At 66.0% G+C, this 20,816-nt stretch carries 23 protein-coding genes; 15 read left to right on the top strand and 8 right to left on the bottom strand.

From position 1 onward, the window contains the following. The first annotated feature begins 15 nt into the window (after window positions 1-15). Window positions 16-783 carry a glutamate racemase gene (locus EF834_RS13640; protein WP_127947791.1) on the top strand — a complete coding sequence of 256 codons (768 nt, stop codon included), beginning with the start codon at window positions 16-18 and terminating at the stop codon, window positions 781-783. Between the two features lie 52 nt (window positions 784-835). Here EF834_RS13640 and EF834_RS13635 read toward each other — a convergent pair whose 3' ends face one another. The 6 genes from EF834_RS13635 to mftR form a co-directional block, all read right to left on the bottom strand. After that, window positions 836-1,444 (bottom strand): TetR/AcrR family transcriptional regulator, encoded by a 609-nt coding sequence (locus EF834_RS13635; RefSeq protein WP_127947790.1) that lies wholly within the window; start codon window positions 1,442-1,444, stop codon window positions 836-838. A gap of 76 nt (window positions 1,445-1,520) precedes the next feature. Continuing rightward, window positions 1,521-1,883 carry an SPW repeat domain-containing protein gene (locus tag EF834_RS13630; protein WP_127947789.1) on the bottom strand — a complete coding sequence of 121 codons (363 nt, stop codon included), beginning with the start codon at window positions 1,881-1,883 and terminating at the stop codon, window positions 1,521-1,523. 280 nt (window positions 1,884-2,163) lie between these two features. Further along, on the bottom strand, window positions 2,164-2,454 hold the full coding sequence (locus EF834_RS13625) for a hypothetical protein (RefSeq protein ID WP_127947788.1): 291 nt from the start codon (window positions 2,452-2,454) through the stop codon (window positions 2,164-2,166). A gap of 438 nt (window positions 2,455-2,892) precedes the next feature. Next, window positions 2,893-3,948 (bottom strand): ferredoxin--NADP reductase, encoded by a 1,056-nt coding sequence (locus EF834_RS13620; RefSeq protein ID WP_127947787.1) that lies wholly within the window; start codon window positions 3,946-3,948, stop codon window positions 2,893-2,895. A gap of 166 nt (window positions 3,949-4,114) precedes the next feature. Continuing rightward, entirely contained in the window at window positions 4,115-4,918 is an 804-nt protein-coding gene (mftM, locus tag EF834_RS13615) for a mycofactocin oligosaccharide methyltransferase MftM (RefSeq protein WP_127947786.1), read from the bottom strand. Next, window positions 4,908-5,549, bottom strand: coding sequence for a mycofactocin system transcriptional regulator (mftR, locus tag EF834_RS13610; RefSeq protein WP_127947785.1), 642 nt, complete (start codon window positions 5,547-5,549; stop codon window positions 4,908-4,910). The genes mftM and mftR overlap by 11 nt, the downstream gene beginning before the upstream one ends. Window positions 5,550-5,773: 224 nt before the next feature. Between mftR and mftA the strand changes: the two genes are divergently transcribed. The 7 genes from mftA to EF834_RS13575 all read left to right on the top strand — a co-directional run bounded on the left by mftA (window position 5,774) and on the right by EF834_RS13575 (window position 13,509). Beyond that, window positions 5,774-5,875: a mycofactocin precursor MftA gene (gene mftA, locus EF834_RS13605; RefSeq protein ID WP_127947784.1), complete on the top strand. Its 102-nt coding sequence runs from the start codon at window positions 5,774-5,776 to the stop codon at window positions 5,873-5,875. Between the two features lie 59 nt (window positions 5,876-5,934). Continuing rightward, window positions 5,935-6,195, top strand: a complete 261-nt coding sequence (mftB, locus tag EF834_RS13600) for a mycofactocin biosynthesis chaperone MftB (protein ID WP_127948111.1) — start codon at window positions 5,935-5,937, stop codon at window positions 6,193-6,195. Window positions 6,196-6,307: 112 nt separating this feature from the next. Then, on the top strand, window positions 6,308-7,531 hold the full coding sequence (gene mftC / locus EF834_RS13595) for a mycofactocin radical SAM maturase (RefSeq protein ID WP_127947783.1): 1,224 nt from the start codon (window positions 6,308-6,310) through the stop codon (window positions 7,529-7,531). Between the two features lie 32 nt (window positions 7,532-7,563). Then, on the top strand, window positions 7,564-8,742 hold the full coding sequence (mftD, locus tag EF834_RS13590; protein ID WP_127947782.1) for a pre-mycofactocin synthase MftD: 1,179 nt from the start codon (window positions 7,564-7,566) through the stop codon (window positions 8,740-8,742). A gap of 23 nt (window positions 8,743-8,765) precedes the next feature. Continuing rightward, a complete protein-coding gene (locus tag EF834_RS13585; protein ID WP_127947781.1) occupies window positions 8,766-10,733 on the top strand; it encodes a mycofactocin system FadH/OYE family oxidoreductase 1 in 1,968 nt (655 codons plus the stop codon). Window positions 10,734-10,741: 8 nt separating this feature from the next. After that, a complete protein-coding gene (locus EF834_RS13580) occupies window positions 10,742-11,554 on the top strand; it encodes a mycofactocin-coupled SDR family oxidoreductase (RefSeq protein WP_127947780.1) in 813 nt (270 codons plus the stop codon). Further along, a complete protein-coding gene (locus EF834_RS13575) occupies window positions 11,551-13,509 on the top strand; it encodes a mycofactocin system FadH/OYE family oxidoreductase 2 (protein ID WP_127947779.1) in 1,959 nt (652 codons plus the stop codon). The genes EF834_RS13580 and EF834_RS13575 overlap by 4 nt, the downstream gene beginning before the upstream one ends. Before the next feature lie 509 nt (window positions 13,510-14,018). Here EF834_RS13575 and EF834_RS13570 read toward each other — a convergent pair. Further along, window positions 14,019-14,663, bottom strand: coding sequence for a hypothetical protein (locus tag EF834_RS13570; protein WP_127947778.1), 645 nt, complete (start codon window positions 14,661-14,663; stop codon window positions 14,019-14,021). A gap of 112 nt (window positions 14,664-14,775) precedes the next feature. Then, window positions 14,776-15,084 (bottom strand): hypothetical protein, encoded by a 309-nt coding sequence (locus EF834_RS13565; RefSeq protein WP_127947777.1) that lies wholly within the window; start codon window positions 15,082-15,084, stop codon window positions 14,776-14,778. Window positions 15,085-15,535: 451 nt separating this feature from the next. On the opposite strand from EF834_RS13565, the gene EF834_RS13560 reads away from it, so the two are divergent. The 7 genes from EF834_RS13560 to EF834_RS13530 all read left to right on the top strand — a co-directional run bounded on the left by EF834_RS13560 (window position 15,536) and on the right by EF834_RS13530 (window position 20,815). Continuing rightward, entirely contained in the window at window positions 15,536-15,850 is a 315-nt protein-coding gene (locus tag EF834_RS13560) for a type VII secretion target (protein ID WP_127947776.1), read from the top strand. Continuing rightward, window positions 15,847-16,578, top strand: coding sequence for a hypothetical protein (locus EF834_RS13555; protein ID WP_127947775.1), 732 nt, complete (start codon window positions 15,847-15,849; stop codon window positions 16,576-16,578). The genes EF834_RS13560 and EF834_RS13555 overlap by 4 nt, the downstream gene beginning before the upstream one ends. Before the next feature lie 25 nt (window positions 16,579-16,603). Further along, window positions 16,604-16,978, top strand: coding sequence for a hypothetical protein (locus EF834_RS13550; RefSeq protein ID WP_127947774.1), 375 nt, complete (start codon window positions 16,604-16,606; stop codon window positions 16,976-16,978). A gap of 121 nt (window positions 16,979-17,099) precedes the next feature. After that, window positions 17,100-17,642 carry a hypothetical protein gene (locus EF834_RS13545; RefSeq protein ID WP_127947773.1) on the top strand — a complete coding sequence of 181 codons (543 nt, stop codon included), beginning with the start codon at window positions 17,100-17,102 and terminating at the stop codon, window positions 17,640-17,642. A gap of 116 nt (window positions 17,643-17,758) precedes the next feature. Then, window positions 17,759-18,307 (top strand): hypothetical protein, encoded by a 549-nt coding sequence (locus EF834_RS13540; protein ID WP_127947772.1) that lies wholly within the window; start codon window positions 17,759-17,761, stop codon window positions 18,305-18,307. A 34-nt stretch (window positions 18,308-18,341) separates the two neighbouring features. Further along, a complete protein-coding gene (locus tag EF834_RS13535; protein WP_127947771.1) occupies window positions 18,342-19,919 on the top strand; it encodes an SPFH domain-containing protein in 1,578 nt (525 codons plus the stop codon). Window positions 19,920-20,233: 314 nt separating this feature from the next. Beyond that, window positions 20,234-20,815 (top strand): hydrolase, encoded by a 582-nt coding sequence (locus EF834_RS13530; protein ID WP_127947770.1) that lies wholly within the window; start codon window positions 20,234-20,236, stop codon window positions 20,813-20,815. Window position 20,816 lies beyond the last annotated feature (1 nt).

The following is a 20,816-nucleotide window of genomic DNA, read 5'->3' as shown; positions in this document are numbered from 1 at the left end:
GGCTAGATTTGTCGGGTGATCGTTGCGCTCATCGACTCGGGTCTCGGCCTGCTCCCGACATCTGCATGGTTGCGCCGGCTGCGCCCCGATCTCGATCTGATGCTCTCGCTCGACCCCGACGGAGCGCCGTGGGGTCCGCGCGACGAGGGGTGGGTGATCGACAGGGTTGTCGACACCGCCCGCCAGGCGGTCGATCGCGGCGCCGGAGTCGTGGTGCTCCCATGCAACACCGCGAGCGTCACGGCACTCGAGCACGTGCGGGCCGAGCTGGGGCCGGAGGTTCCCGTGATCGGCACTGTCCCGGCGATCAAGCCGGCGGCGGCGGCGTGCGACTCGGTCGCGATCTGGGCCACTGAGGCAACGACCGCGAGCGCGTACCAGGCGAAGCTGGTCGAGCAGTTCGCAAACGGCAGTTCGGTCGTCGGGGTGGCCTGTCACGGCCTCGCCGACGCGATCGATCGCGGCGACCTCGACGGGGCGCGTGAGGCGATAACGGCCGCGGCCGACCACACACCCGACGACGTCACGGGCGTAGTGCTGGGGTGTACCCACTACCCGCTGGTGGCGGAGGAGATCGCGACCCAACTTCGGGACGACGTCGTGTTGTTCGACAGCGCCGAGGCCGTCGCGGCCCAGACGTTGCGGCGCATCGACGCGCTCGGTCGGGACTCGACCGGCAGCGGCACGGTCGAAGTCGTCCTGAGTGGGAACCGGGGTGCGCTGCCTGCCAGCGCCGCGAGCTTCGACGACGGACGGCTGCTGCTCGCGGCCCCGACCCGCTGAATCTGGCGTCCCGTTGAATCTGCTGTCCCGTCGTGCCTGCCGCTGCGGGCTGTCAACCCAGCTGGACCATCCCGGCGGCCACCACCTGTGCGACCGTGCGGAGTTCGTCGCGTTTCAGACGGGGGATGTCGTCGAGGTCGCGCATCCGGTCGGCGCCGGCGGCAGAGAACATCGCCGCCACCCACGCGTTGGCGCACGCCCGCAGAGTCCCCGGTTGGACCGGTGACACCGAGCTGGCCTGAAGGATCCGTATGGTCGCGTCTTGCAGGTACGAGCGAAACCGCCGCAGGTAGTCCCGGACGTCGGGGTGGGTGTCGGCTTCACGCCAGATGATCACGCGCATCACCGACGAGTGGTGGTCGCGCAGATTGATCGCGTCATCGAGGTTTACCAGGCTGCTTGCCGGATCGCCGGGCGCGATGAGGGGGGAGAGGTCGTCTAGTGGTTCGGTGGGAAGACGTTCGGCGAGCAGCGCCGTGAGGATGTCGGTCTTGGTGGGGAAATAGTAGAAGATCAGGCCTTTGGGTACTCCCGCTGCCTCTGCGACTGCAGCGGTGGAAGTGGCGTCGAAGCCGCGTGCGGCAATGAGCGTCTCAGCCGCGTCGAGGATCGCTTCGCGCGCATCCCCGTCAATCTTGGCGCTGCGCCTGCGTGGGTGCATGGTGCGCTTCTCCTCCAGTCGGACGTCGGTGGGGCGAGCGCGTGAGCGCCCGTCCCACCGACGTATCAGGTTCCGGTCAGTGCGTGGCGACTCCTCCGCGTCCGTGCATGCGTTCGCTCATCGCGGGCAACCCGGCGATGGCGACCAGCACCGTGAGTACGCCGACGACCCAAGCCGTCCATGCCGTCGCGGTCGTGGTGTGAAAGTCCATGACCCACGGAGACACGAACATCAGGACGCCGAGCACGCCTATCGCGTAGTCCGCCGTTGCCATTGCGGGCCGGGCCATGCGGGCCAGGCCGACGAGGGCGACGAGAACACCCAGCACGATCAGCGACCACCTGGCGCCGACGTTGGTGTCGAGCCAGAGCGGCGAGAGTGCTGCGAAGGCGCCGATGATGACGGCCGCGTAGTCCTGCCAACGAGTTGATGCCTTCATGACCCGCCTCCTCAGGGATAAGGATTTGCCCTCGACCTCAGTCTTGTGCTGACTGACCGCCCGATCAATACTGTCCGAATTGCACTACGGTCACGGGTTTGTGCAGTTCAGGACACAGATTTCACGTCGAGGTCATAGACCGTCCTTTGAACGCTGGGCGGAACGTTAAAGCTCGCCGGGCGACGAGGGAGATGTGGATACAACAGGAGATGTAGATACGAAGGGGCTGGACCGAAAGGCCCCGGAACGCAACGCGCCCAAAGGGCCTTGGGGGTGTGGGTCAAGCCGAGTCGGCTGCTCTGATCTGGTCGAGCGCGATAGTCAGGTTCTCGACGTCGATCTCGTCAGCACCGGGCCGATCGATGATCAGGTCGACCGCAGCCCTCTGGAACTCTTCCTGCATGGGCAGGCCCTTCTCGGCGGCCTCTTCGAACGCGTCAACGACCGTGAGTTGGTACTCGCCGGCGTGATAAGTGGCGAGTGCAGAGTCCCAACCTCCGATCGGCTGGAAGTAGCGGCCGTCTGCCACGAGGGCGTCGGCAAGCTCCTTCACGCTGTCCGTGGTCCCCATCGACTTGGTGCTTGCCCTTCTTAATCGAGTTCAGGACTCCCCACGCCGGACACATGGTCCGCAACGTCGTTGTGGGCGCGGGTCGCGACGCGGCTTACATCGGCATTCCGCAGATGGTACGGCGGAAAGTAAGGCGTAGAAGCGAGTCTCTCAACTGAATATGGTCGTCGAGGGCCCAGTCGACGCCTGCCGTGGACCTGATAGTCCTTCCGGCGGGTGAACTCGGATTTGCCCTTGCCGGAGTTGATCAGCTCCGCTTACGAGCCCGGGACCTGAAAGGCGGCACACGCCTGTCGGTGCCGACTTCCAGGGTCCCTGTCAGTGCTGCCGCCTCTGGGAACGTACAAGGGCGGCGTCAGGTCGATCCATCCCGGACGCCAGACGGGCCCGACCTCACCTGACCGCGGAGTCGGGCCCGAATTGCGCGGGAACCGAGCGTCAGAACTCGATCTTGAGATGGTCGCTGACTGGCTTTGCCTGGCAGCCCAAGATGTAACCGTTGTCGATGTCTTCCTGATCCAGGACGCCTGCGTGGTCCATCTCGACCTTGCCCTCGAGGACGGTGCAGGCGCACGAGCCGCACTCGCCTTCCTGGCAGGAGTAGGGCACGTCCAGGCCCTTGGACAGCATGACGTCGACGAGCGTCTGCTTGCGCGGCCAGCTCAGGTTGTGCGTCTCGCCGTCCAGCTCGACCTCGACCGTCGCGGCGTCGGCCGCCTCTTCGTCGGTGATCTCCTCGAGGTCGACGTCCTTGAAGGGGTCGCCGGCGAGCGAGTTGAAGATCTCTGCGTGGACCCGAGTGCGCGGCATGCCGGCCTGCGCCAGTGCTTCGTGGACGGTGTCCATGAACGGGCCCGGGCCACACATGAACGCCTCGTGGGACGTGAACGGCGCCGCGAGCGTTGCGATCTGAGCCGCCGTGGGCAGCCCCTGGACCGACTCGACCCAGTGGATGATCGTCAGGCGGTCGGCATACTTGGCGGCCAGCTCGCGCAGCTCGGTGGCGAAGATCACCGAGTTCTCGTCACGGTTGGCGTAGAAGAGGACGACCCTGCCCTTGCCCTCGGTCAGCGCCGCCTTGAGGATCGACATGACCGGGGTGATGCCGCTGCCGGCGCCGAGGAGCAGGAAGTCGTGGTCGAGCGACTTGGGAGTGAAGACGCCGGACGGGGGAAGCACCTCGATCTGGTCGCCCACCGAGATGTTGTCACAAAGCCAGTTGGAGCCGTAGCCGTCCACGGTCCGCTTGATCGTCACCTTGGGAGCGTCGTCGGTGAACGGCGAGCTGGCCAGGGAGTAGCACCGGGCCACGGAGCCGGTCAGGTCGCTGGGGATGCGCAGCGTCAGGAACTGGCCGGGCTTGTAGTCGAACTTGCTCTTCAGGTCCGCGGGGACGTCGAAGACCAGAGATCGCGCGTCGGGAGTCTCCTCGATCACCCCGGACACGGTGAGCACCGCGGATCGAGAGCTGTGCGGCACGTCGATAGTGGTCATACGAACGCGGGTCCTCTCGTGGATCAATCATGATTCTAGAACATGTTCTAGTTTCAGGATAGCAGTGCAGCGGCGCAACAGGGGATCGTAGTTCTCCGATTCCAGCTTCTGCCGACCGGAATGTTCCCGGGAGCGTACAGGGCAGTCGAGGTAAGGGCAGCCGAGCTCAGGCCTCGAGGACGAGCCAACCGCCGTGATGATCGAAGACCTCGAACGGCCGCCCGGTCGAGGCGCCGAGCGCGTGCAGCGCCTGGGCATCGAAAGTGCGCACATGTCCGTGGCAGGCCGAGGCAACGTCCTCGTAGGGCACCGCGACGACGACTCGCTCGCGGGCGATCCGCAGCGCTTCGGCAAGCATCGCCGTCCCCGCCGCCTGGTCGACATGCTCGAGGAGGTGCACCGCGGTGACGGTGTCGGCGTAGTCGTCGGGCACCGGCACGTCCGCGGCGTCGCACACGAGTGTCTCGATCTCGAAGCCCAGGGTGGGGGCAACCGCGTCGAGTAACGTCATCGTGCCGGGCAGGATGTCGGTCGCAGTGACCGGGACGTCCGCGCCGGCGAGTCGAAGCGGCAGGAAACCGAAACATGAACCCAGGTCGAGGACACTGCCGCGCACAAGTTCGGCTGCCTTGTCGTGAATCGGGGCGAAGTCCGCGGTGCCGTCCAGGAGTTCGGTGAGCGAGTTGCGGTAGTAGACCGTCCACGACTCCAGTGCGTCCGGCACGGTCGAGCGGACGAGCCCGACCATCGTGAGCTCGAACTCGGTCTGACCGAAGCCGGCACCACCGATCGACGCGGTCACCTCAGCCACCAGCCGCTCGCTCAGTGACTCCGGCCCGAGCGAATGCCGCACGTGCAGAAGGTCGCCCGTTTGAGTGAGCGTGATGGGCCCGCTCGGGACGCGCTCGACCGTGACGTGCTCGTGCGACCAGAGGCCGGGCGCGCAGGGCGCGAGGGAATCAAGAGTCATGGTGGGCGTCCCCGTTCAACTGTGGTTCGTTCAGGTCGGACAAGCTCGTGTAGAGGAGACGACTGCCCTTGGTGAGCAGGTCGATGAGGTCGGAGGAATTGTCGGTCAGCCACGTTTCGTAGGCAGCTAGCGCTACGCCCAGCAGCAGATAGCCGACGGTGCACGGTAGTTGGTCGGTGGGCTCGACTCCGAGTCGGCGTGCCACGTACTCGGCGACCACACTGCGCCAGCCCTCGTACATCACCACCGAGTAGGCCTGCAAGGACGGCACCACGAAGATCAGCCGCATGCGTTCGCGGTGCCCCGCGGCTACCTCGGGCGGGAAGGTGTTGAACGCCAGCAGCGCTGACACCAGGCCGTCGAGCACGGGTATGTCGTCCGGCAGTTCGGAAAGCATGACCCGCATCTCCGACAGGTGCGCATCGAAGTCGCCCCACGGAACCGCGTTCTTCGACGGGAAGTACCGGAAGAACGTTCGACGTGCGATTCCTGCGGCCTCCGCGATGTCGTCGACGCTGGTGTCGTCGAACCCGCGGGCGGCGAACAGGTCGAGACCCACCGCGGCGATTCGTTCGCGGGTGGTCGTCGGCCTCCGTCCGATCTTCGACGACGAGTTCCTACGGGGTTGCAACCTCTGTGACCTCCTTCACTGGTTATTGTGCACTCGATGCCATTACAGTGGTGAGTCGAGTCACAGTGAACACGTCACTGTGGCCGCAGACTCCGATCGGGGTCTGTCGGAAGGCTCCGTCTTCGGGGTCTCTGATTTGAAGACTCCGTGGGGTCTGATTTGAAGACTCCGTGGGGTCTGATTTGAAGACTCCGTCTTCGGGGTCCCATCTGGAGGAGGAATCTATGTCCGATCGCGATGGTGTTGTCTCTGCCGACGAGAACTCGCTCGTCGAAGAGTCGCTCGTCGAGGAGGTTTCCATCGACGGCATGTGCGGCGTGTACTGATCGTGTCCGAACAAGCCGCCGACGGTAGTGCTTCGGCCGGCACGCTCGCTCTCGAAACGATCGCTCTCGACACGGCGTGGAAGCTTCACCCGCAGGTGGCGCTGCGCCCCGAACCGTTCGGGGCGCTGCTCTACCACTTCGGAACGCGCAAGCTCTCGTTCCTGAAGAACCGGACCATCGTCGAGATCGTCGAATCCCTGCCCGAGCACCCGAACGTGCGTGCAGCGCTCGACGCCCACGGCATCGGGGAGGACGCGGCCCGACCGTATCTGCGTGCCCTCGAGACCCTGGCCGACTCGCACATGATCGTGCCGTCCTGATACCAGCCTTCTCCACATCCTGTACCCAACCAGACATCCCTGAAATTCCAGGCACATTCCGAATGAGGACGCAGCCTGTTTCGAGGATGCAGCCACATTCGAGGATCCAGCCATGACCTCAGTTCTCGAGCCGCCCGCCCCTGGAACACCTCCGAAGGTGGGCCGCCTGGTCGACCAGTTCGAACTCGGTCTCGACGCGCCCATCTGCCTCACGTGGGAACTCACCTACGCGTGCAACCTGTCGTGTGTGCACTGCCTGTCGTCGTCGGGACGACGTGACCCGCGCGAACTGTCCACCGAGCAATGCAAGGCGATCATCGACGAACTGCAGCGCATGCAGGTCTTCTACGTCAACATCGGTGGCGGCGAACCAACCGTGCGCACGGACTTCTGGGAACTCGTCGACTACGCAACCTCCCACCAGGTGGGCGTCAAGTTCTCGACCAACGGCGTCCGGATCGACAAGAAGGTCGCCGAGCGTCTTGCGGCCAGCGACTACGTCGACGTCCAGATCTCGCTCGACGGCGCGACGGCCGAGGTGAACGACGCCGTGCGCGGTCCGGGTTCGTTCGCGATGGCGACCCGTGCACTGGAGAACCTGTCCGAGGCGGGCTTCCAGGACGCCAAGATCTCGGTCGTCGTCACCCGTGAGAACGTCAGTCAGCTCGACGAGTTCAAGGCGCTCGCCGACAAATACGGTGCGACGCTGCGCATCACGCGGCTGCGTCCGTCGGGCCGCGGCGCCGACGTGTGGGACGACCTGCATCCCACCCAGGAGCAGCAGCGCGAACTCTACGACTGGTTGGTCGCCAACGGCGAAGGAGTGCTGACCGGTGACTCGTTCTTCCACCTGTCGGCCTACGGCGACGCGCTGCCCGGTCTCAACCTGTGCGGCGCCGGTCGCGTGGTCTGCCTGATCGACCCGATCGGTGACGTCTACGCGTGCCCGTTCGCCATCCACGAGCAGTTCCTCGCCGGGAACATCGTAGCGGACGGCGGATTCCAGCGGGTGTGGCAGCACTCGGAACTGTTCCGGGATCTGCGGTCGCCGCAGACCGGGGGTGCGTGCAGCAAGTGCGATCACTACGACTCGTGCCGCGGCGGCTGCATGGCGGCGAAGTTCTTCACGGGGCTGCCGATGGACGGCCCGGACCCCGAGTGCGTCCAAGGCTACGGGGCATCGGCGCTCGAGGCCGAGCGCACCGTCCCGAAGTCGAGTCAGGACCACTCGCGCACCGGTCAGCGCCGTACCCCGCGTGCGCCGGTCCCACTCACCCTGCTTACTCGTCCCCCAGCCAAGATCTGCGACGAGAATCCCCTTGCCGGAATGCAATAGAGCAATCAGCTGAGCTGTACGAGAGGTAATAGATGGCCAAGAATGCGTGGTTCGAAACGGTCGCCGAGGCACAGCGGCGGGCCAGGAAGCGTCTCCCGAAGTCGGTGTACGCGGCGCTGGTCGCAGGATCGGAGAAGGGGCTGAGCGTCGATGACAACATCGACGCTTTCGCCGAACTCGGATTCGCGCCGCACGTGGCGGGCCTGTGCGGCGATCGCGACCTGTCGACCACCGTCATGGGCCAGCCGATCTCGATGCCGGTGTTGATCTCGCCGACCGGTGTGCAAGCCGTGCACCCCGACGGCGAAATCGCAGTGGCGCGTGCCGCCGCAGCGCGCGGCACCGCGATCGGCCTGAGTTCGTTCGCCAGTAAGTCCATCGAGGACGTCGCCGCGGCCAATCCGCAGACCTTCTTCCAGATGTACTGGGTGGGGGACCGGGACACGTTGCTGCAACGCATGGAACGCGCCCGCAAGGCGGGGGCCACGGGGCTGATCATCACCCTCGACTGGTCCTTCTCCAACGGCCGGGACTGGGGCAGCCCGTCGATCCCCGAGAAGCTCGACCTCAAGGCGATGTTCCAGCTCGCCCCCGAAGGCATCACGCGTCCGAAGTGGTTGTGGGAGTTCGCCAAGACCCGGAAGCTCCCGGATCTGACGACACCGAACCTGGCGGCGCCCGGCGAGAAGGCGCCGACGTTCTTCGGCGCATACGGACAGTGGATGGGCACCCCGCTGCCGACGTGGGAGGACGTCGCATGGCTGCGTGAACAGTGGGACGGACCGTTCATGCTCAAGGGCGTCATGCGCGTCGACGACGCCAAGCGTGCCGTGGACGCCGGAGTCTCGGCGATCTCGGTGTCGAACCACGGCGGCAACAACCTCGACGGGACCCCGGCGCCGATCCGTGCGCTACCAGCCATTGCCGAGGCCGTCGGCGATCAGGTGGAGATCCTGCTCGACGGCGGAATCCGCCGCGGCAGCGACGTCGTCAAGGCACTTGCGCTCGGCGCCAAGGCAGTGATGATCGGTCGCGCGTACCTGTGGGGTCTGTCCGCGAACGGCCAGGCAGGCGTCGAGAACGTCCTCGACATCCTGCGCGGAGGAATCGATTCGGCGATTCTTGGCCTGGGACACAAGTCCGTTCACGACCTGAGCCCCAAGGACCTGGTGATCCCCGACGGATTCCGCCGGGACCTGGGCGTGGAATAAGAACCCGCGCTGAACGAGACGCCGTGTCCGACACGCTGACCGAGCAGCTCACCCTGGCCGGGCGCACCGCGCCGTCCCGGGTGATGTTCGGTCCGCACGAGACCAACCTCGGTGACGGCCGCGCGCTCTCGCCGCGGCATGTCGCGTACTACGCGCGCCGGGCCCGCGGCGGCACCGGGGTGATCGTCACCGAGACGGCCTCGGTCCACCCGAGCGACTGGCCGTACGAGCGCGCGCCGTCCGCCGACGAATGCGCCGACGGATGGCGAGACGTTGTCGCGGCGTGCCGGCCACATGGGACCTTGGTGCTCGCCGGACTCGGGCACACCGGGCTGCAGGGGTCCAGCGCCTACTCGCAGTCCGTGCTGTGGGGTCCGTCGTGGGTTCCGGACGTGGTCACCCGGGAAATGCCGATGGAGATGGAGCGCACCGAGATTGCTGCGCTCGTAGCCGGATTTCGATCCGCTACTGCTGCCGTCGTCGAAGCGGGTTGCGACGGCGTCGAACTCGACGCCGGACCGTCGAGCCTGCTCCGGCAGTTCCACTCCGGGCTGACGAACCTACGGGACGACGAGTACGGGGCCGACCCGCTCCGCCTGACCCGCGAGGTCCTCGCGGCGGTCCGGGCCGAACTCGGTCCCGGCCGTGTCCTCGCGCTCCGGCTCAGCTGTGACGAGCAGGCACCCTGGGCGGGGGTAACACCCGCCCAGGGTGCGGACCAGGCACGGGCTCTGGCCCCCGAACTCGACCTTCTCGTCGTCGTACGCGGCGGGACGATGTCGACGAGCGCTTACCGCCCCGACTTCCACGCACCGCCCGCCTTCAACACCGAGCTGTGCCGGGCCGTCCGGGCGGCAGTCGCCGGCGTTGTCCCAGTGGTGTTGCAGGGCAGCGTCGTCGACCCTGTCGAGGCCCAGCACGCCCTCGACGCGGGAGTCGCGGACGCGGTGGAGATGACCCGCGCGCAGATCGCGGACCCGGATCTCGTGAGTGCCCGACGTGCAGGGCGCAGACCACGCCCCTGCGTGCGGTGCAATCAGGCGTGCCTCGTGCGCGACCCCCGCAACCCCGTCGTCACGTGCATCGGGAATCCCGCGGCGGGGTACGAGTCGGTGGATCCGCCGGAAGCGGATGCGGAGCCCCTACGTGGGCCGGCCGTGGTCGTCGGCACCGGCCCGGCCGGGCTGGAGGCCGCCCGGGTACTCGCAGGCCGCGGCGCCCGGGTCACCGCCGTGGAGGCCGGGCCGCGTGCAGGGGGGATGGTGCGAACCGTGTCGGCGGACGCTCCCCACCTGGTCGCGCTGACCGACTGGCTGGAAGACGAATGCCGCTCCAGGGGAGTCGAATTCCGGACACAATCGCCGGTGTCCGAATCCGATCTCGACGGCTGGGAACGTGACGGGATTCCCGTCGTTCTCGCCACCGGCAGTATGCCGAGGCCATTGCCCTTCCCGGTCCACGCGGACATCCAGTGTCACGACGCGGCCGCCGTGCTGGCCGGCGCAGTGCTCGAACAGGGCCCGATCGTCCTGTACGACCCCGTCGGAGGTCCCGTGGCCGTCGCACTCGCCGAGTGGCTTGCAGCGGACCGGAGCGAGGTCGCGATCCTGACACCGGACACCGTCACCGGATCGCGACTCGGCATGACGGGAGACCTCGCCGACGCGAGCGCCCGTCTGCACCGAGCAGGCGTGACGCGCTACCTCACCAGTCGCATCGTCTCGGGAGGGTCCGGCACTCTTCGGGTCCGCAGCCGGTACACCGGTGAGGAGTCGACGGTGCCGTGCGCTGTTCTCATCGACTGCTCTCACCGCCTGCCCGACGAACGCCTGCGCACATCCCGGCGCACTGCGATGCGGGTCGGCGACTGTGTGGCGCCCCGCACGATACTCGAGGCGATTCGAGAAGGGCGTGCGGCGGCGCTCGCCGCGCCCGGCCTCGGTTCGGATTCCCTAGTCCACAATCGATTCACGATGGTCACCGAGAGATAGGAATATCCATGGGTCAGTTCGATGGCAAGGTAGCGTTCGTCACCGGGGCCGCTCGCGGTCAGGGACGGACTCACGCGGTGCGGCTCGCGCGCGAGGGCGCGTCGATCATCGCGGTAGACATCTGCGGTCCGGTTTCGGAGCACAACACCTATGAACCGGCCACGATGGACGACCTTGCCGAGACGGCGCGCCTGGTGGAAGCGGAGGGCGGCAAGATCCTCGCCGAGCAGGCCGACGTCCGCGACAGCGCCCAGCTGTCGGCGGTGGTCGCTCGCGGCGTCGAGCAGTTCGGTCGACTCGACATCGTGGTGGCGAACGCGGGCATCTGCAATTGGAACCGCTTCTGGGAGATGCCCGACGAGCAGTGGGAGACGCTGATCGACGTCAATCTGACGGGTACGTGGAAGACCCTCAAGGCCGCGGTCCCGGCAATGATCGAGGGCGGCCGCGGCGGCTCGATCATCGTGGTCAGCTCGGTGGCCGGCATCAAGCCGCTGCCGGGGCAGGCAAACTATGCCGCCTCCAAGTTCGGGCTCGTCGGTCTCACGCAGGCGGCGGCGAAGGAACTGGGAGAGTTCAATATCCGGGTCAACTCCATCCATCCGTATGGGGTGAAGACGGCGATGGGAACCGACGCCGGAAGCCTCGTGCTCCTCGAGAAGCACCCGCACTACCTGTCGAGTTTCGGAACGATCCTCACGGACAACCCGCTCGCGGACACCGAGGACATCGCCGAGGCGGTGCTGTGGCTGGCAGGCGACGGCTCCCGGACGGTGACCGGAAGCCAGGTCGCCCTGGACATGGGCAATACGAAGGTGTGAGTGCCGCATACCCACACCTGTTCAGCCCGCTCCGACTGGGACCCCTGACCCTTCGCAACCGGGTGGTTTTCTCCGCGCACCTCACCGGGTACGCCGTCGGTGGAAAGCCAACGGCCCAACATGCCGCCTACTACGCCGCGCGCGCGAAGGGCGGGGCGGGACTGATCATCTCGGAGGAGCACGCCACCCACCCCGGTGACTGGCCGTACGAGAAGGTCATTGCCGGGTACAGGCCCGAGGTGGTCCGGGGGTATCGCCTGACCACCGACGCGGTCCACGAGCACGGCGTCCCGATCCTGGCACAGATCAACCATAATGGCGGTCAGGGTTCGAGCATGTACTCCCGGCGTCCGCTGTGGGCGCCGAGTGCAGTCCCGGACCCTCTGTTCCGTGAAGTTCCCAAGGCGCTCGATCAGCGGGAGATCCGCACCCTTGTCGAGGGGTACGCACTGGTTGCCGAGCACTGTGTGCGAGGCGGGTTCGACGGAATCGAACTGCAGTGTTCCCACTCCTCATTGGTGCGCAGCTTCCTCGCCCCCGCCACGAATCTGCGAACCGACGGATACGGCGGATCGCTCCCCAACCGCGCTCGGTTCCTTCTCGAGGTTGTCGCGGCCGTGCGTGAAGCGATCGGCCCGGAACACGCACTCGGAGTCAGACTCGCCGGCGAGGACCTGTTCGACGGCGGGGTGCGACTCGACGAGGCAGTGGAAGTCGCCGCACTGATCGAGGCCGACGGCCGGGTCGACTACCTCAACACGTCCATCGGGATGGCCACCGAGACCCTCCATATGATCGAGGCGTCCATGGCGGTGCCCTCCGGCTATGCGCTCTTCATTCCGAATGCCATCCGGCAACGGGTTTCCCTTCCGGTCGTGGGCGTCGGCCGATTCAAGGAACCGTGGCAGGCCGAGCGCGCGCTTGCCGAGGGACACTGCGACCTGATCGGGGTGGTGCGCGGGCAGATTGCGGATCCGGACTTCGCCGCGAAAGCCCTGGCCGGCGAGGACACCGAGACCCGAAGATGTCTGGCGTGCAACCAGGAATGTGTCGGCCGGATGGGACTCGGACGGTGGCTCGGCTGCGTTGTGAACCCCCGCGCGGGAAAGGAGTCGACCACCCTGCCCGAACCTACGATGCCCGGCAGGCGCGTGCACGTGATCGGCGGCGGACCCGCCGGACTGAAGGCCGCCGCGACCGCAGCGCGCCGTGGTCACCACGTGACTCTGTTCGAGCGCGCGAGCGTGGTCGGTGGGCAGATCCGGACGGCGGCGGTCGTACCGGGCCGGCGTGAGCTACTCGACCTGGTGCTGGACCTGGAAGCTGAGTGCCGTCGACTCGGGGTTGACCTGCGGACCGGTACCGAGGTGACCGCCGACCTCGTCGCGGAGAGCCGTCCCGACGTCGTCGTGCTTGCGACCGGGGCGCGTCCGCAGCGTCCGAGTTGGGCAGGCGGGGTGGATCGGGTGGTGGACGTCCGCGACGTTCTGGAAGGTCGTGCGCATCCGTTGGGGACGGTGTTGGTGGTCGACGAACTGGGCTTTCATCAGGGAACGTCCGTCGCGGAGTACGCCGCCGACGCCGGGTGCGAGGTCACCATCTGCACGCCGGGGATGATCGTCGGGCAGGATCTCGGCATCACCCTGGACCTCGAGGACTGGAACCGCCGGGCACACCGCAAGCGGATCACCCAGCTGACCGAGCTAGTGCCGACGGCTTGCGAGGCGGTCGACGGGAGCAGGCTCGCCGTAACCCTCCGGCACCATCCCACCGACCGGGCCACGCGGCTCATCACCGACTGGGTGGTGTCCTCCACGCATCAACGGCCGGAGGACGAATTGTGGAAAGAACTGGCCGACAGCGGTATCGAAATACATCGTGTGGGGGACGTGCTGGCGCCTCGCCGTGCGCACTCCGCCGTCATCGAGGGCGAGCGAGTCGCGCTGTCGCTGTAGGGCTGGCGCAGAAGGCGTTCACTTCTTCACCCCGCGAGGATCTACATCCATCCGGGGTGTCACGACCAATATCGGCAGGCTATTACATCGCCTCACGTCTCTTCCACCAACCCACAGGATTCACCCGGTCCGACAGCTGCCTTGCACCCAGTGCAACCGCTTCGCGGGCGAATTCGGGATGCGGGTTTCGGACTACCAATTCGGAGCCGTCCTCGGGAACGATAGCTCGCGTGAGCTCCCATCGGGAGCCAAGGCTCTTGACTGTCGGTATCGCCAATGCGATACCGACGATGAGGAGTAGCGACCGAGGGCCCTCCGGCATCCACTCCATCAGTGGTGAGATCGGAGCGAGTTCGCGCAGCTGCTTTCGTTGGCGCTCGGTAGGGTTGGGGACAATGGCGTGGCGCAGTCGGAATGAGACGGACGGCTTGGGCACGCCTTGATGGTGTGACATTGGCAGTCACCCCGGCAAGTTGGGCCAGGGGGGTGCCTTGCGCACTGCGCATAGGTCACAACGGCTCGCGCCTTTTCCACCACCCCACGGGAGTCACCATCTCTGGCAGTTGTCTTGCCCCCAGTGCAAGCGCCTCACGGGCGAATTCGGGATGTGGGTTTCGAACCACGAGTTCGGTCCCGTCCACGGGAATTTCGGCTCGAGTGAGCTCCCAGATGGTGGACACGCTCTTGGCTGCAGTGATAGCCAGTACAAGTCCCGGGAAGACCAGCAACGGCTGAGAGCCCTCCGGCATCGAATCGGTCAGTGGCAAGAGGGGGCTGATGAGGACGAGAGCGGCGGGGGCGGTCAACGCGAGGCTCAGGGCCCGTCGCTTCGAGCGATATTGCCGGCACGACGGACACGCCGCCCACCGCGTCTTCACATAGATCGTCAGAGAGCGTCGTGAGCGGTACCGCCTCCGCGCCTTAACGGGCCGGAGGAAATCGTGGAGGATCTTGCGTGGCCATGACAGATCGTCGTAGGGAAAGTAGGGCAGCGAGGACAGGTAAGCCCTGAACTTCCATGTCCCGCGCGCGCCGTGCAGCACGCAGACCGACGGTAGTTCGGCATCGAGTTCCCGCCAGTGCTTGCGTTGGAGGTCGGAGGGGTTGGGAGTGGTGATGTGACGCAGTGGGAATGAGACGGACGGTTCGGGCATGCCGTTGATGGTCCGGCATCGCCGGTCACCTCGACAAGTCCGGTAACCGGCGGGGAGAGGAGAGACGCCACACTGCTTGTCGGTCTGCGCCGATCGCGAGCCTGTGCGTCAGTTACAACGCCTCCCGCCGCTTCCACCACCCAACGGGAGTCACCATCTCCGACAGCTGTCTTGCTCCCAACGCAAGTGCCTCACGCGCGAATTCGGGATGCGGGTCTCGGACTACCAGCTCGGTCGCGTCCTCGGGAATCTCGGCTCTAGTGAGCTCTCGGGTCGTGGGTACGCTCTTGGCTGCCACGGGGACGAGCACTAGTCCGGGGATGAGAAGGAGCAGCCTGAGACCCTCCGACATCCACTCGGTCAGCGGCGACATCGGTCCTGTGATCAGGTAGGTGGCGAGGGCCACCAACGCGAGACTCACGGTCCGTCGCCTCGAGCGAATACCGCCGACACGACGGACATGCGGGCCATCGAATCTTCTTCACCCAGATCCTGCGAGAGCGTCTTTCTTCGCGGCGCTCGAGCCGGGCGAAGAGTCGTCGATCGTAAAGGATCTTGCGTGGCCAGGACAGATCATCGAAGGGAACGTGCGGAATCGAAGACAAGCGAGCCTTGAATGTCCATGTCCCGCGCGCGCCGTGCAGCACGCAGACCGACGGTAGTTCGGCATCGAGTTCCCGCCAGTGCTTGCGTTGGAGGTCGGTGGGGTTGGGAGTGGTGATGTGGCGCAGTGGGAATGAGACGGACGGTGCGGGCACGCCATTGATGGTGTGACATCGACTATAGCTTCGGCAAGTCGGGATAGGAGAGGTGCCATGCCCGCCACATGGCCGGACTGGTAACTTCATCCGGATCATCGAGGAGGGGGCGAAATGATCTTCGAAGTAGATCCTGAAGAGCTGGGGAAGTTTTCGAGTCGGACGAGGGAATTGTCCGCCCAATGCGTCAACGCTGCCGATCATGTGGACCACTGGCTGTCGATCGACGCATCCGATGTGGGGGTGATCTTCCTGCCGGTTCTGTCGCAGGTGAACGAGATGCGCGAAGCGCTCGTGACGAACCTTGAATCCCTGCGGCGTTTGACGGAAGCTTCTGCACGGAATCTGGCTACCGCCGCGGCGAGTTACAGCGAGCAAGAAGCAGCTAACACAGATGGGATTGCCGCAATGGGGAGTGGGTGTTCATGACCGAGCCCATCTCGGCGCTGACGGTTCCTGTTGCCGAAGATCCTGTACCAAATCTCCTCGAGAACGCGCTGGACGGCTCGTTTACGAGTCCGACATACCTGGTCGGAGAGGCGATGGTCTTCTGCGGAATGGTCGGATCGAACGACCCATGGGCAATGGTGTCCGACCAGTTTGCCGGAGACTGGCAGGCCCTCCAGGTCGCGGGCAAATCCCTCGAAGGCTTGGCGGAGTTCAATACCCTTATGGCGAAGCAGCTCTCGTCTGCCAAGGAAACGGCTCTGGAGTCGTGGAGCGGTGAGGCTGCCGCCGAGGCCGAACGTTACTTCTCGGAGCTGAGCGAGGTAGTCGGGCGTCAAAGCCACGCGATCCGGGGAATGGCGGAGCAACTCGACCAGACCTCGGTGGGCATGTACGAAGCTTCGGAGGCGATCAAGGACCTCGTTGGCATGCTCGTCGACACCCTGATCGTGGCCGGGATTCAGTTTGCGGCGGCACTTCTCACCGGAGGGTCAGTGGTGGGTGCTCCCGCGGCTGCTGGCTTGCTTGCGTCGGCGCTGCTGATGGCGAAGAGGGCATGGGACATCGTCGGCAACATTCAGAAGTGGCTGGGCGTTGCGTGGGCAGGCGCGCAAGCCACCATCGGTCTAGTGGCAGGCCACCTCGCGACCGTCAAGGACAAGCCACTGCCGGAGCTTCCGTCCTCGGCCTATCAGTTCGGGGGTGTGTGACGTGCAGTCGAGCCAGGACCCCCTGATGAGTGTTTTGCGTGACGATCCGGCGCTTGCTGCTCAGTTGAGGAAGTCGGTTCAGGTGCTGGCAGAAAAGTCGCCCGACCCCGCGATGCGCGGAATGCTGTTGGAGGTTCTGGCCGGCGGCAGGAGCCTGCGCGATGTGGTGACGACGACGAACTTCGCCGAGGTATTCCGGCCCTACACCGAGGCCGCGGTCGCCGAAGCGGCACAGATGACCGAGGACGAGAAGGAAGCGCTGGCGGCCGAGGGGCGCCGTCGGATCGATGCGGAGTACGAGGCGGCTCGCTCAGCCACCACTCGCCGGCCAGCACCTGAACACGGCGACGATGACGACTACTTCCGGAACCGTGGTTCGATCTTGAACTCTGACTGGTAGCCACCACCTGATCCGGAAGATCCACTAGCCAACGCGTTCCGGCATGGCTCGATGCCGGTGTGTCACGACTCTGGATCTTGAATCTGGTCCAGGGCTGACGAAGAACAGTAGGGGGATCATCATGAATACACGTAGGTTCAAGAAACTGCTCTCTGTGACAGCACTTTCCGTGGTGATAGGAGCAGGTGTAGCGGGGCCGGCAACCGCCGCGCCGAGCGCGAATGCGTTGGTACCGGTCGCCGCGGCCGCGACGAGTGCCTCGGACGGCAGTAGCACGGCATCGGCGATGCTGCCGGTCGACGCTCTCACCGCCGCTCGCAACGCGGGACTTCCAATCTACGAGGTAGGTCGAACCGTGGTCACCCACGCCTCGAAGATGGGCGCGGTCTATGCCACCGAATACCGGCGAGTGAATGAAGTTGACGACCTGTCCTCGCCGACAACGAAGTTCATCACCGTCGGCGCTATCGTGCCGGACAACTTCCACGTTGTCCGTGGAAGCGCATACAACCGGGTACGGACCGCAGTTGTGGTCAACCTGCGCCCGGTGGACGGGATTTTTGACAGCTTCACCTACGACATGACGCCACAGACGTGGATGAACAGCCCGCTTGTCGAGGTCCCAGGAGGCGGTCCCAGCATAGGCATCGCACTCGTTCGCTGAACGGTTTGGCCGTCGGAGTTGACCTGCGGACTGCGTTCCGGGGTGGTGGCGTCCAGGACGTTCAACGGTGCGATTGAGATAGGGTCAACGCGGAATCCGTTGCCAGGGGAGGACTTGTGATCACCGTCTATCTTGCGTGCCTCGCGATGGGGCTGGTTGGGATCGTCGGCACTCTCGTCGTCGGCGAGGTCGGCGGCGATGTGGGCGCGGGGGATGGCACTGACACAGGACTTCCGCTCCTGAGCTTGACCACCGCCGCCACCGCGCTATTCGGGTTCGGCGCCGGTGGCGCTGTATCGGTTCTGGCCGGTGCGCACGCCATCGTGGCGGTGCTGGCCGCGGCTGCGTGCGCGATCGCTCTCGTCACGCTCACTCGGGGCGTTCTTCTGCCACTGCTGCTGCGCCAGCAGGCCAACTCGCACATCAGCCGACAGCACTATGTCGGCCAGCTCGGCACCGTCACGCTGGCCATCACGCCGGGCCAGTGGGGCGAGGTCGTGTTCACGGACCCTGAGGGAAACCGTGTCCGCGGCCAGGCGGTCTCGACGGAACCGGACACCCTGCCGGTCGGCGCAGCCGTCTACATTGGCGACGTCGACGACAAGCACCTGCACGTCGTCGCCATCCCACCCGAAGAATCTTCGGATTCGGCACTGCATCAATAGGACTGACACTGCATCAACCGAACTAAGGAAGCACATGATCGTTCTTGTGGGCGCTGTCATCGTCGCCCTGGTGGTCTTTGTCGGACTGCCGTTGATCTACATCCGTAACTACATCAAGGTGCCGCCGAACGAGGTAGCCGTCTTCACCGGTCGCGGCACCCCGAAGGTCGTCCGCGGCGGGGCCCGCTTCAAGATTCCGGGCATCGAGCGCGTCGACAAGATGTCGCTCGAACCGTTCAACGTGAAGATCGACTTGCAGAACGCGCTTTCGAACGACGGCGTCCCCGTCAACGTCGAGGCGGTCGGCCTGGTTCGCATCGGTTCCGCCGACGAAGCAGTCCAGACCGCAGTCCAGCGCTTCCTGACATCCGATCTCGAAGAGCTTCAGTGGCAGATCAATGACATCCTCGCCGGATCGCTGCGCGGCATCACCGCGACGATGACAGTCGAGGACCTCAACTCCAACCGCGAGACGCTCGCCCGCAGTGTCGTCGAGGAAGCGGGCAGTGACCTCGCGAACATCGGAATGGAGGTAGACGTCCTCAAGATCGCGGGGATCAGCGACCACAACGGATATCTCGACTCGCTCGGTCAGCGGCGCATCGCCGAGGTCAAGCGTGACGCTGCCGTCGGTACAGCCAATGCCGAACGCGACGCGCAGATCCAGTCCGCCAAGGCCCGCCAGGAGGGGGCGATCGCCAACGCCGAAGCCGACACCGCGATTGCCACTGCGAACCAGGCCCGCGACGTCGAACTCGCTCGCCTGCGTGCACAGACCGAAGCCGAGAACGCCGACGCCGACCAGGCCGGCCCCCTCGCCCAGGCGAAGGCCGAGAAGGACGTCGTCATCGCCCGCCAGCAGGCAGAGGCAGCCCGCGTCGAAGCCGGCATCGAGGTTGAGCGCCGCCGCGCCGAGCAGGCCCAGGCCGCGCTCGAGGCCGACGTGATCGCCCCGGCCGAAGCCGAACGCCAGGCCGCGATCGCCCGCGCCGAGGGTCAGCGTAAGGCCGCGATTCTCAAGGCGGAGGCCGACTCCGAGGCCGAGAAGAGGGTCGGCGCAGCCCAAGCCGAAGCGCGCACCCTTGCCGCGAACGCGGTACGAGCCGAGCAGCAGGCCGAGGCAGACGGCCTCGAGGCTCGCCTCGCGGCCGAGGCCGTTGGACGCAAGGCCGCGGCCGACGCTCTGCGGGCCGAGCAGGAGGCCGAAGCCGATGGTCTGCGTGCCCGCCTCGAGGCCGAGGCCGACGGTAAGCGCAAGGTCGCCGAAGCGCTCAACGCCTACACCCCGGCCGCAGCTCAGATGCTGATGCTCCCCGACATCCTGACCGCGCTCGTCGAGGCCACCGAGGCGGCAGCCAAGCCTGTCGGCGAGATCGACCGCATTTCGATCATCGGCGGTGCCGACGGTGTCAACGGCTCGGTCGGGTCGATCCTGGGCATCAGCCCGTCGACGATTGCCGGGGTGATCGAGACTCTCGAATCGTCGGGCGTCGACATCACCAGCATCCTCAACTCCGTCGGTGAACGCACCCGACAAGGCCTGTCCGCCGAGACGGCACCCGCCACCGGCAAAGCTGCCGGCAACGGCGTCGGCGCAGCCACCGGCGACTGACCGGCTCCACAACGGCCCGCCCCACCGGCACGGTAGGGCGGGCCGTTGTTGTCTCCGCACTTCTACTCGCCGGAGCGGACCCGATTACACAGTGCAAACTGTGCAGCCTGGACTGAATGAGTAGCCTGATGGCATGCCCCGCGAGAAGCCTCTCGCCGACTCCTCCGTCCGCGCGGACAGGGACCTACGGGTCGACCCCCAGCTTATGGCCGCAACGCTCGTCGTGCTCGAAGAGCGGAAGCCCGTCCAGCGCCGCCCCGATCCGAACGACGAACGCCGGCAGCTGATCTCGCTGACCGGCGAAGGAGGACCCCATGGCTGTCACGACCCTCGACCCCACGACCGCCCTCGTCCTTATCGACCTGCAGCGGGGAATCGTGGCGGCGGAAACCGTTCCTTATACGGCCGCCGAAGTGGTCTCCAACTCGGTCGCCCTGGCTGACGCCTTCCGGTCGCACGGCCTTCCGGTCGTCTTGGTCCGCGTCACCGCAGCGCCCGACGGTTCGGATTGGGCCCCGGGACGGACGGAGGACGGAACCAGGCCGACTGGCCGACCCGAGGGCTGGGACGTCGTCATCGACGAACTCTCCGGGCACGACGGCGACATTCGAGTCACCAAACGGAACTGGGGTGCGTTCTACGGAACCGATCTCGACCTGCAGCTGCGTCGCCGCGGCGTGACCCAGATCGTGCTGGGCGGAATAGCGACGAGCCTGGGCGTCGAATCCACGGCCCGAGCCGCGCACGAGCACGGCTACCACGTCACCCTCGCCACCGACGCGATGGCCGACCCGACGATCGAGGGACATCGCAGCAGCGTGGAACGGATCTTCCCGCGACTGGGTGAAACCGGCACGACAAGTGAAATCCTCACGCTGCTCGCCCGAAACCGCTAGC

The organism is Rhodococcus spongiicola, assembly GCF_004011835.1.
GTDB classification, from domain to species: Bacteria; Actinomycetota; Actinomycetes; order Mycobacteriales; family Mycobacteriaceae; genus Prescottella; species Prescottella spongiicola.
This window is presented reverse-complemented; position numbering and strand designations above follow the sequence as displayed.

Coding starts and splice junctions, on each gene's coding strand:
- EF834_RS13580 (WP_127947780.1), top strand. CDS start 10,742: ATGGGTCAGTTCGATGGCAAGGTAGCGTTCGTCACCGGGGCCGCTCGC.
- mftC (WP_127947783.1), top strand. CDS start 6,308: ATGACCTCAGTTCTCGAGCCGCCCGCCCCTGGAACACCTCCGAAGGTG.
- EF834_RS13545 (WP_127947773.1), top strand. CDS start 17,100: ATGAATACACGTAGGTTCAAGAAACTGCTCTCTGTGACAGCACTTTCC.
- EF834_RS13620 (WP_127947787.1), bottom strand. CDS start 3,948: ATGACCACTATCGACGTGCCGCACAGCTCTCGATCCGCGGTGCTCACC.
- EF834_RS13535 (WP_127947771.1), top strand. CDS start 18,342: ATGATCGTTCTTGTGGGCGCTGTCATCGTCGCCCTGGTGGTCTTTGTC.
- mftA (WP_127947784.1), top strand. CDS start 5,774: ATGTCCGATCGCGATGGTGTTGTCTCTGCCGACGAGAACTCGCTCGTC.
- EF834_RS13555 (WP_127947775.1), top strand. CDS start 15,847: ATGACCGAGCCCATCTCGGCGCTGACGGTTCCTGTTGCCGAAGATCCT.
- EF834_RS13630 (WP_127947789.1), bottom strand. CDS start 1,883: ATGAAGGCATCAACTCGTTGGCAGGACTACGCGGCCGTCATCATCGGC.
- EF834_RS13550 (WP_127947774.1), top strand. CDS start 16,604: ATGAGTGTTTTGCGTGACGATCCGGCGCTTGCTGCTCAGTTGAGGAAG.
- EF834_RS13530 (WP_127947770.1), top strand. CDS start 20,234: ATGGCTGTCACGACCCTCGACCCCACGACCGCCCTCGTCCTTATCGAC.
- EF834_RS13560 (WP_127947776.1), top strand. CDS start 15,536: ATGATCTTCGAAGTAGATCCTGAAGAGCTGGGGAAGTTTTCGAGTCGG.
- mftM (WP_127947786.1), bottom strand. CDS start 4,918: ATGACTCTTGATTCCCTCGCGCCCTGCGCGCCCGGCCTCTGGTCGCAC.
- EF834_RS13625 (WP_127947788.1), bottom strand. CDS start 2,454: ATGGGGACCACGGACAGCGTGAAGGAGCTTGCCGACGCCCTCGTGGCA.
- mftD (WP_127947782.1), top strand. CDS start 7,564: ATGGCCAAGAATGCGTGGTTCGAAACGGTCGCCGAGGCACAGCGGCGG.
- EF834_RS13570 (WP_127947778.1), bottom strand. CDS start 14,663: ATGCCCGAACCGTCCGTCTCATTCCCACTGCGTCACATCACCACTCCC.
- EF834_RS13635 (WP_127947790.1), bottom strand. CDS start 1,444: ATGCACCCACGCAGGCGCAGCGCCAAGATTGACGGGGATGCGCGCGAA.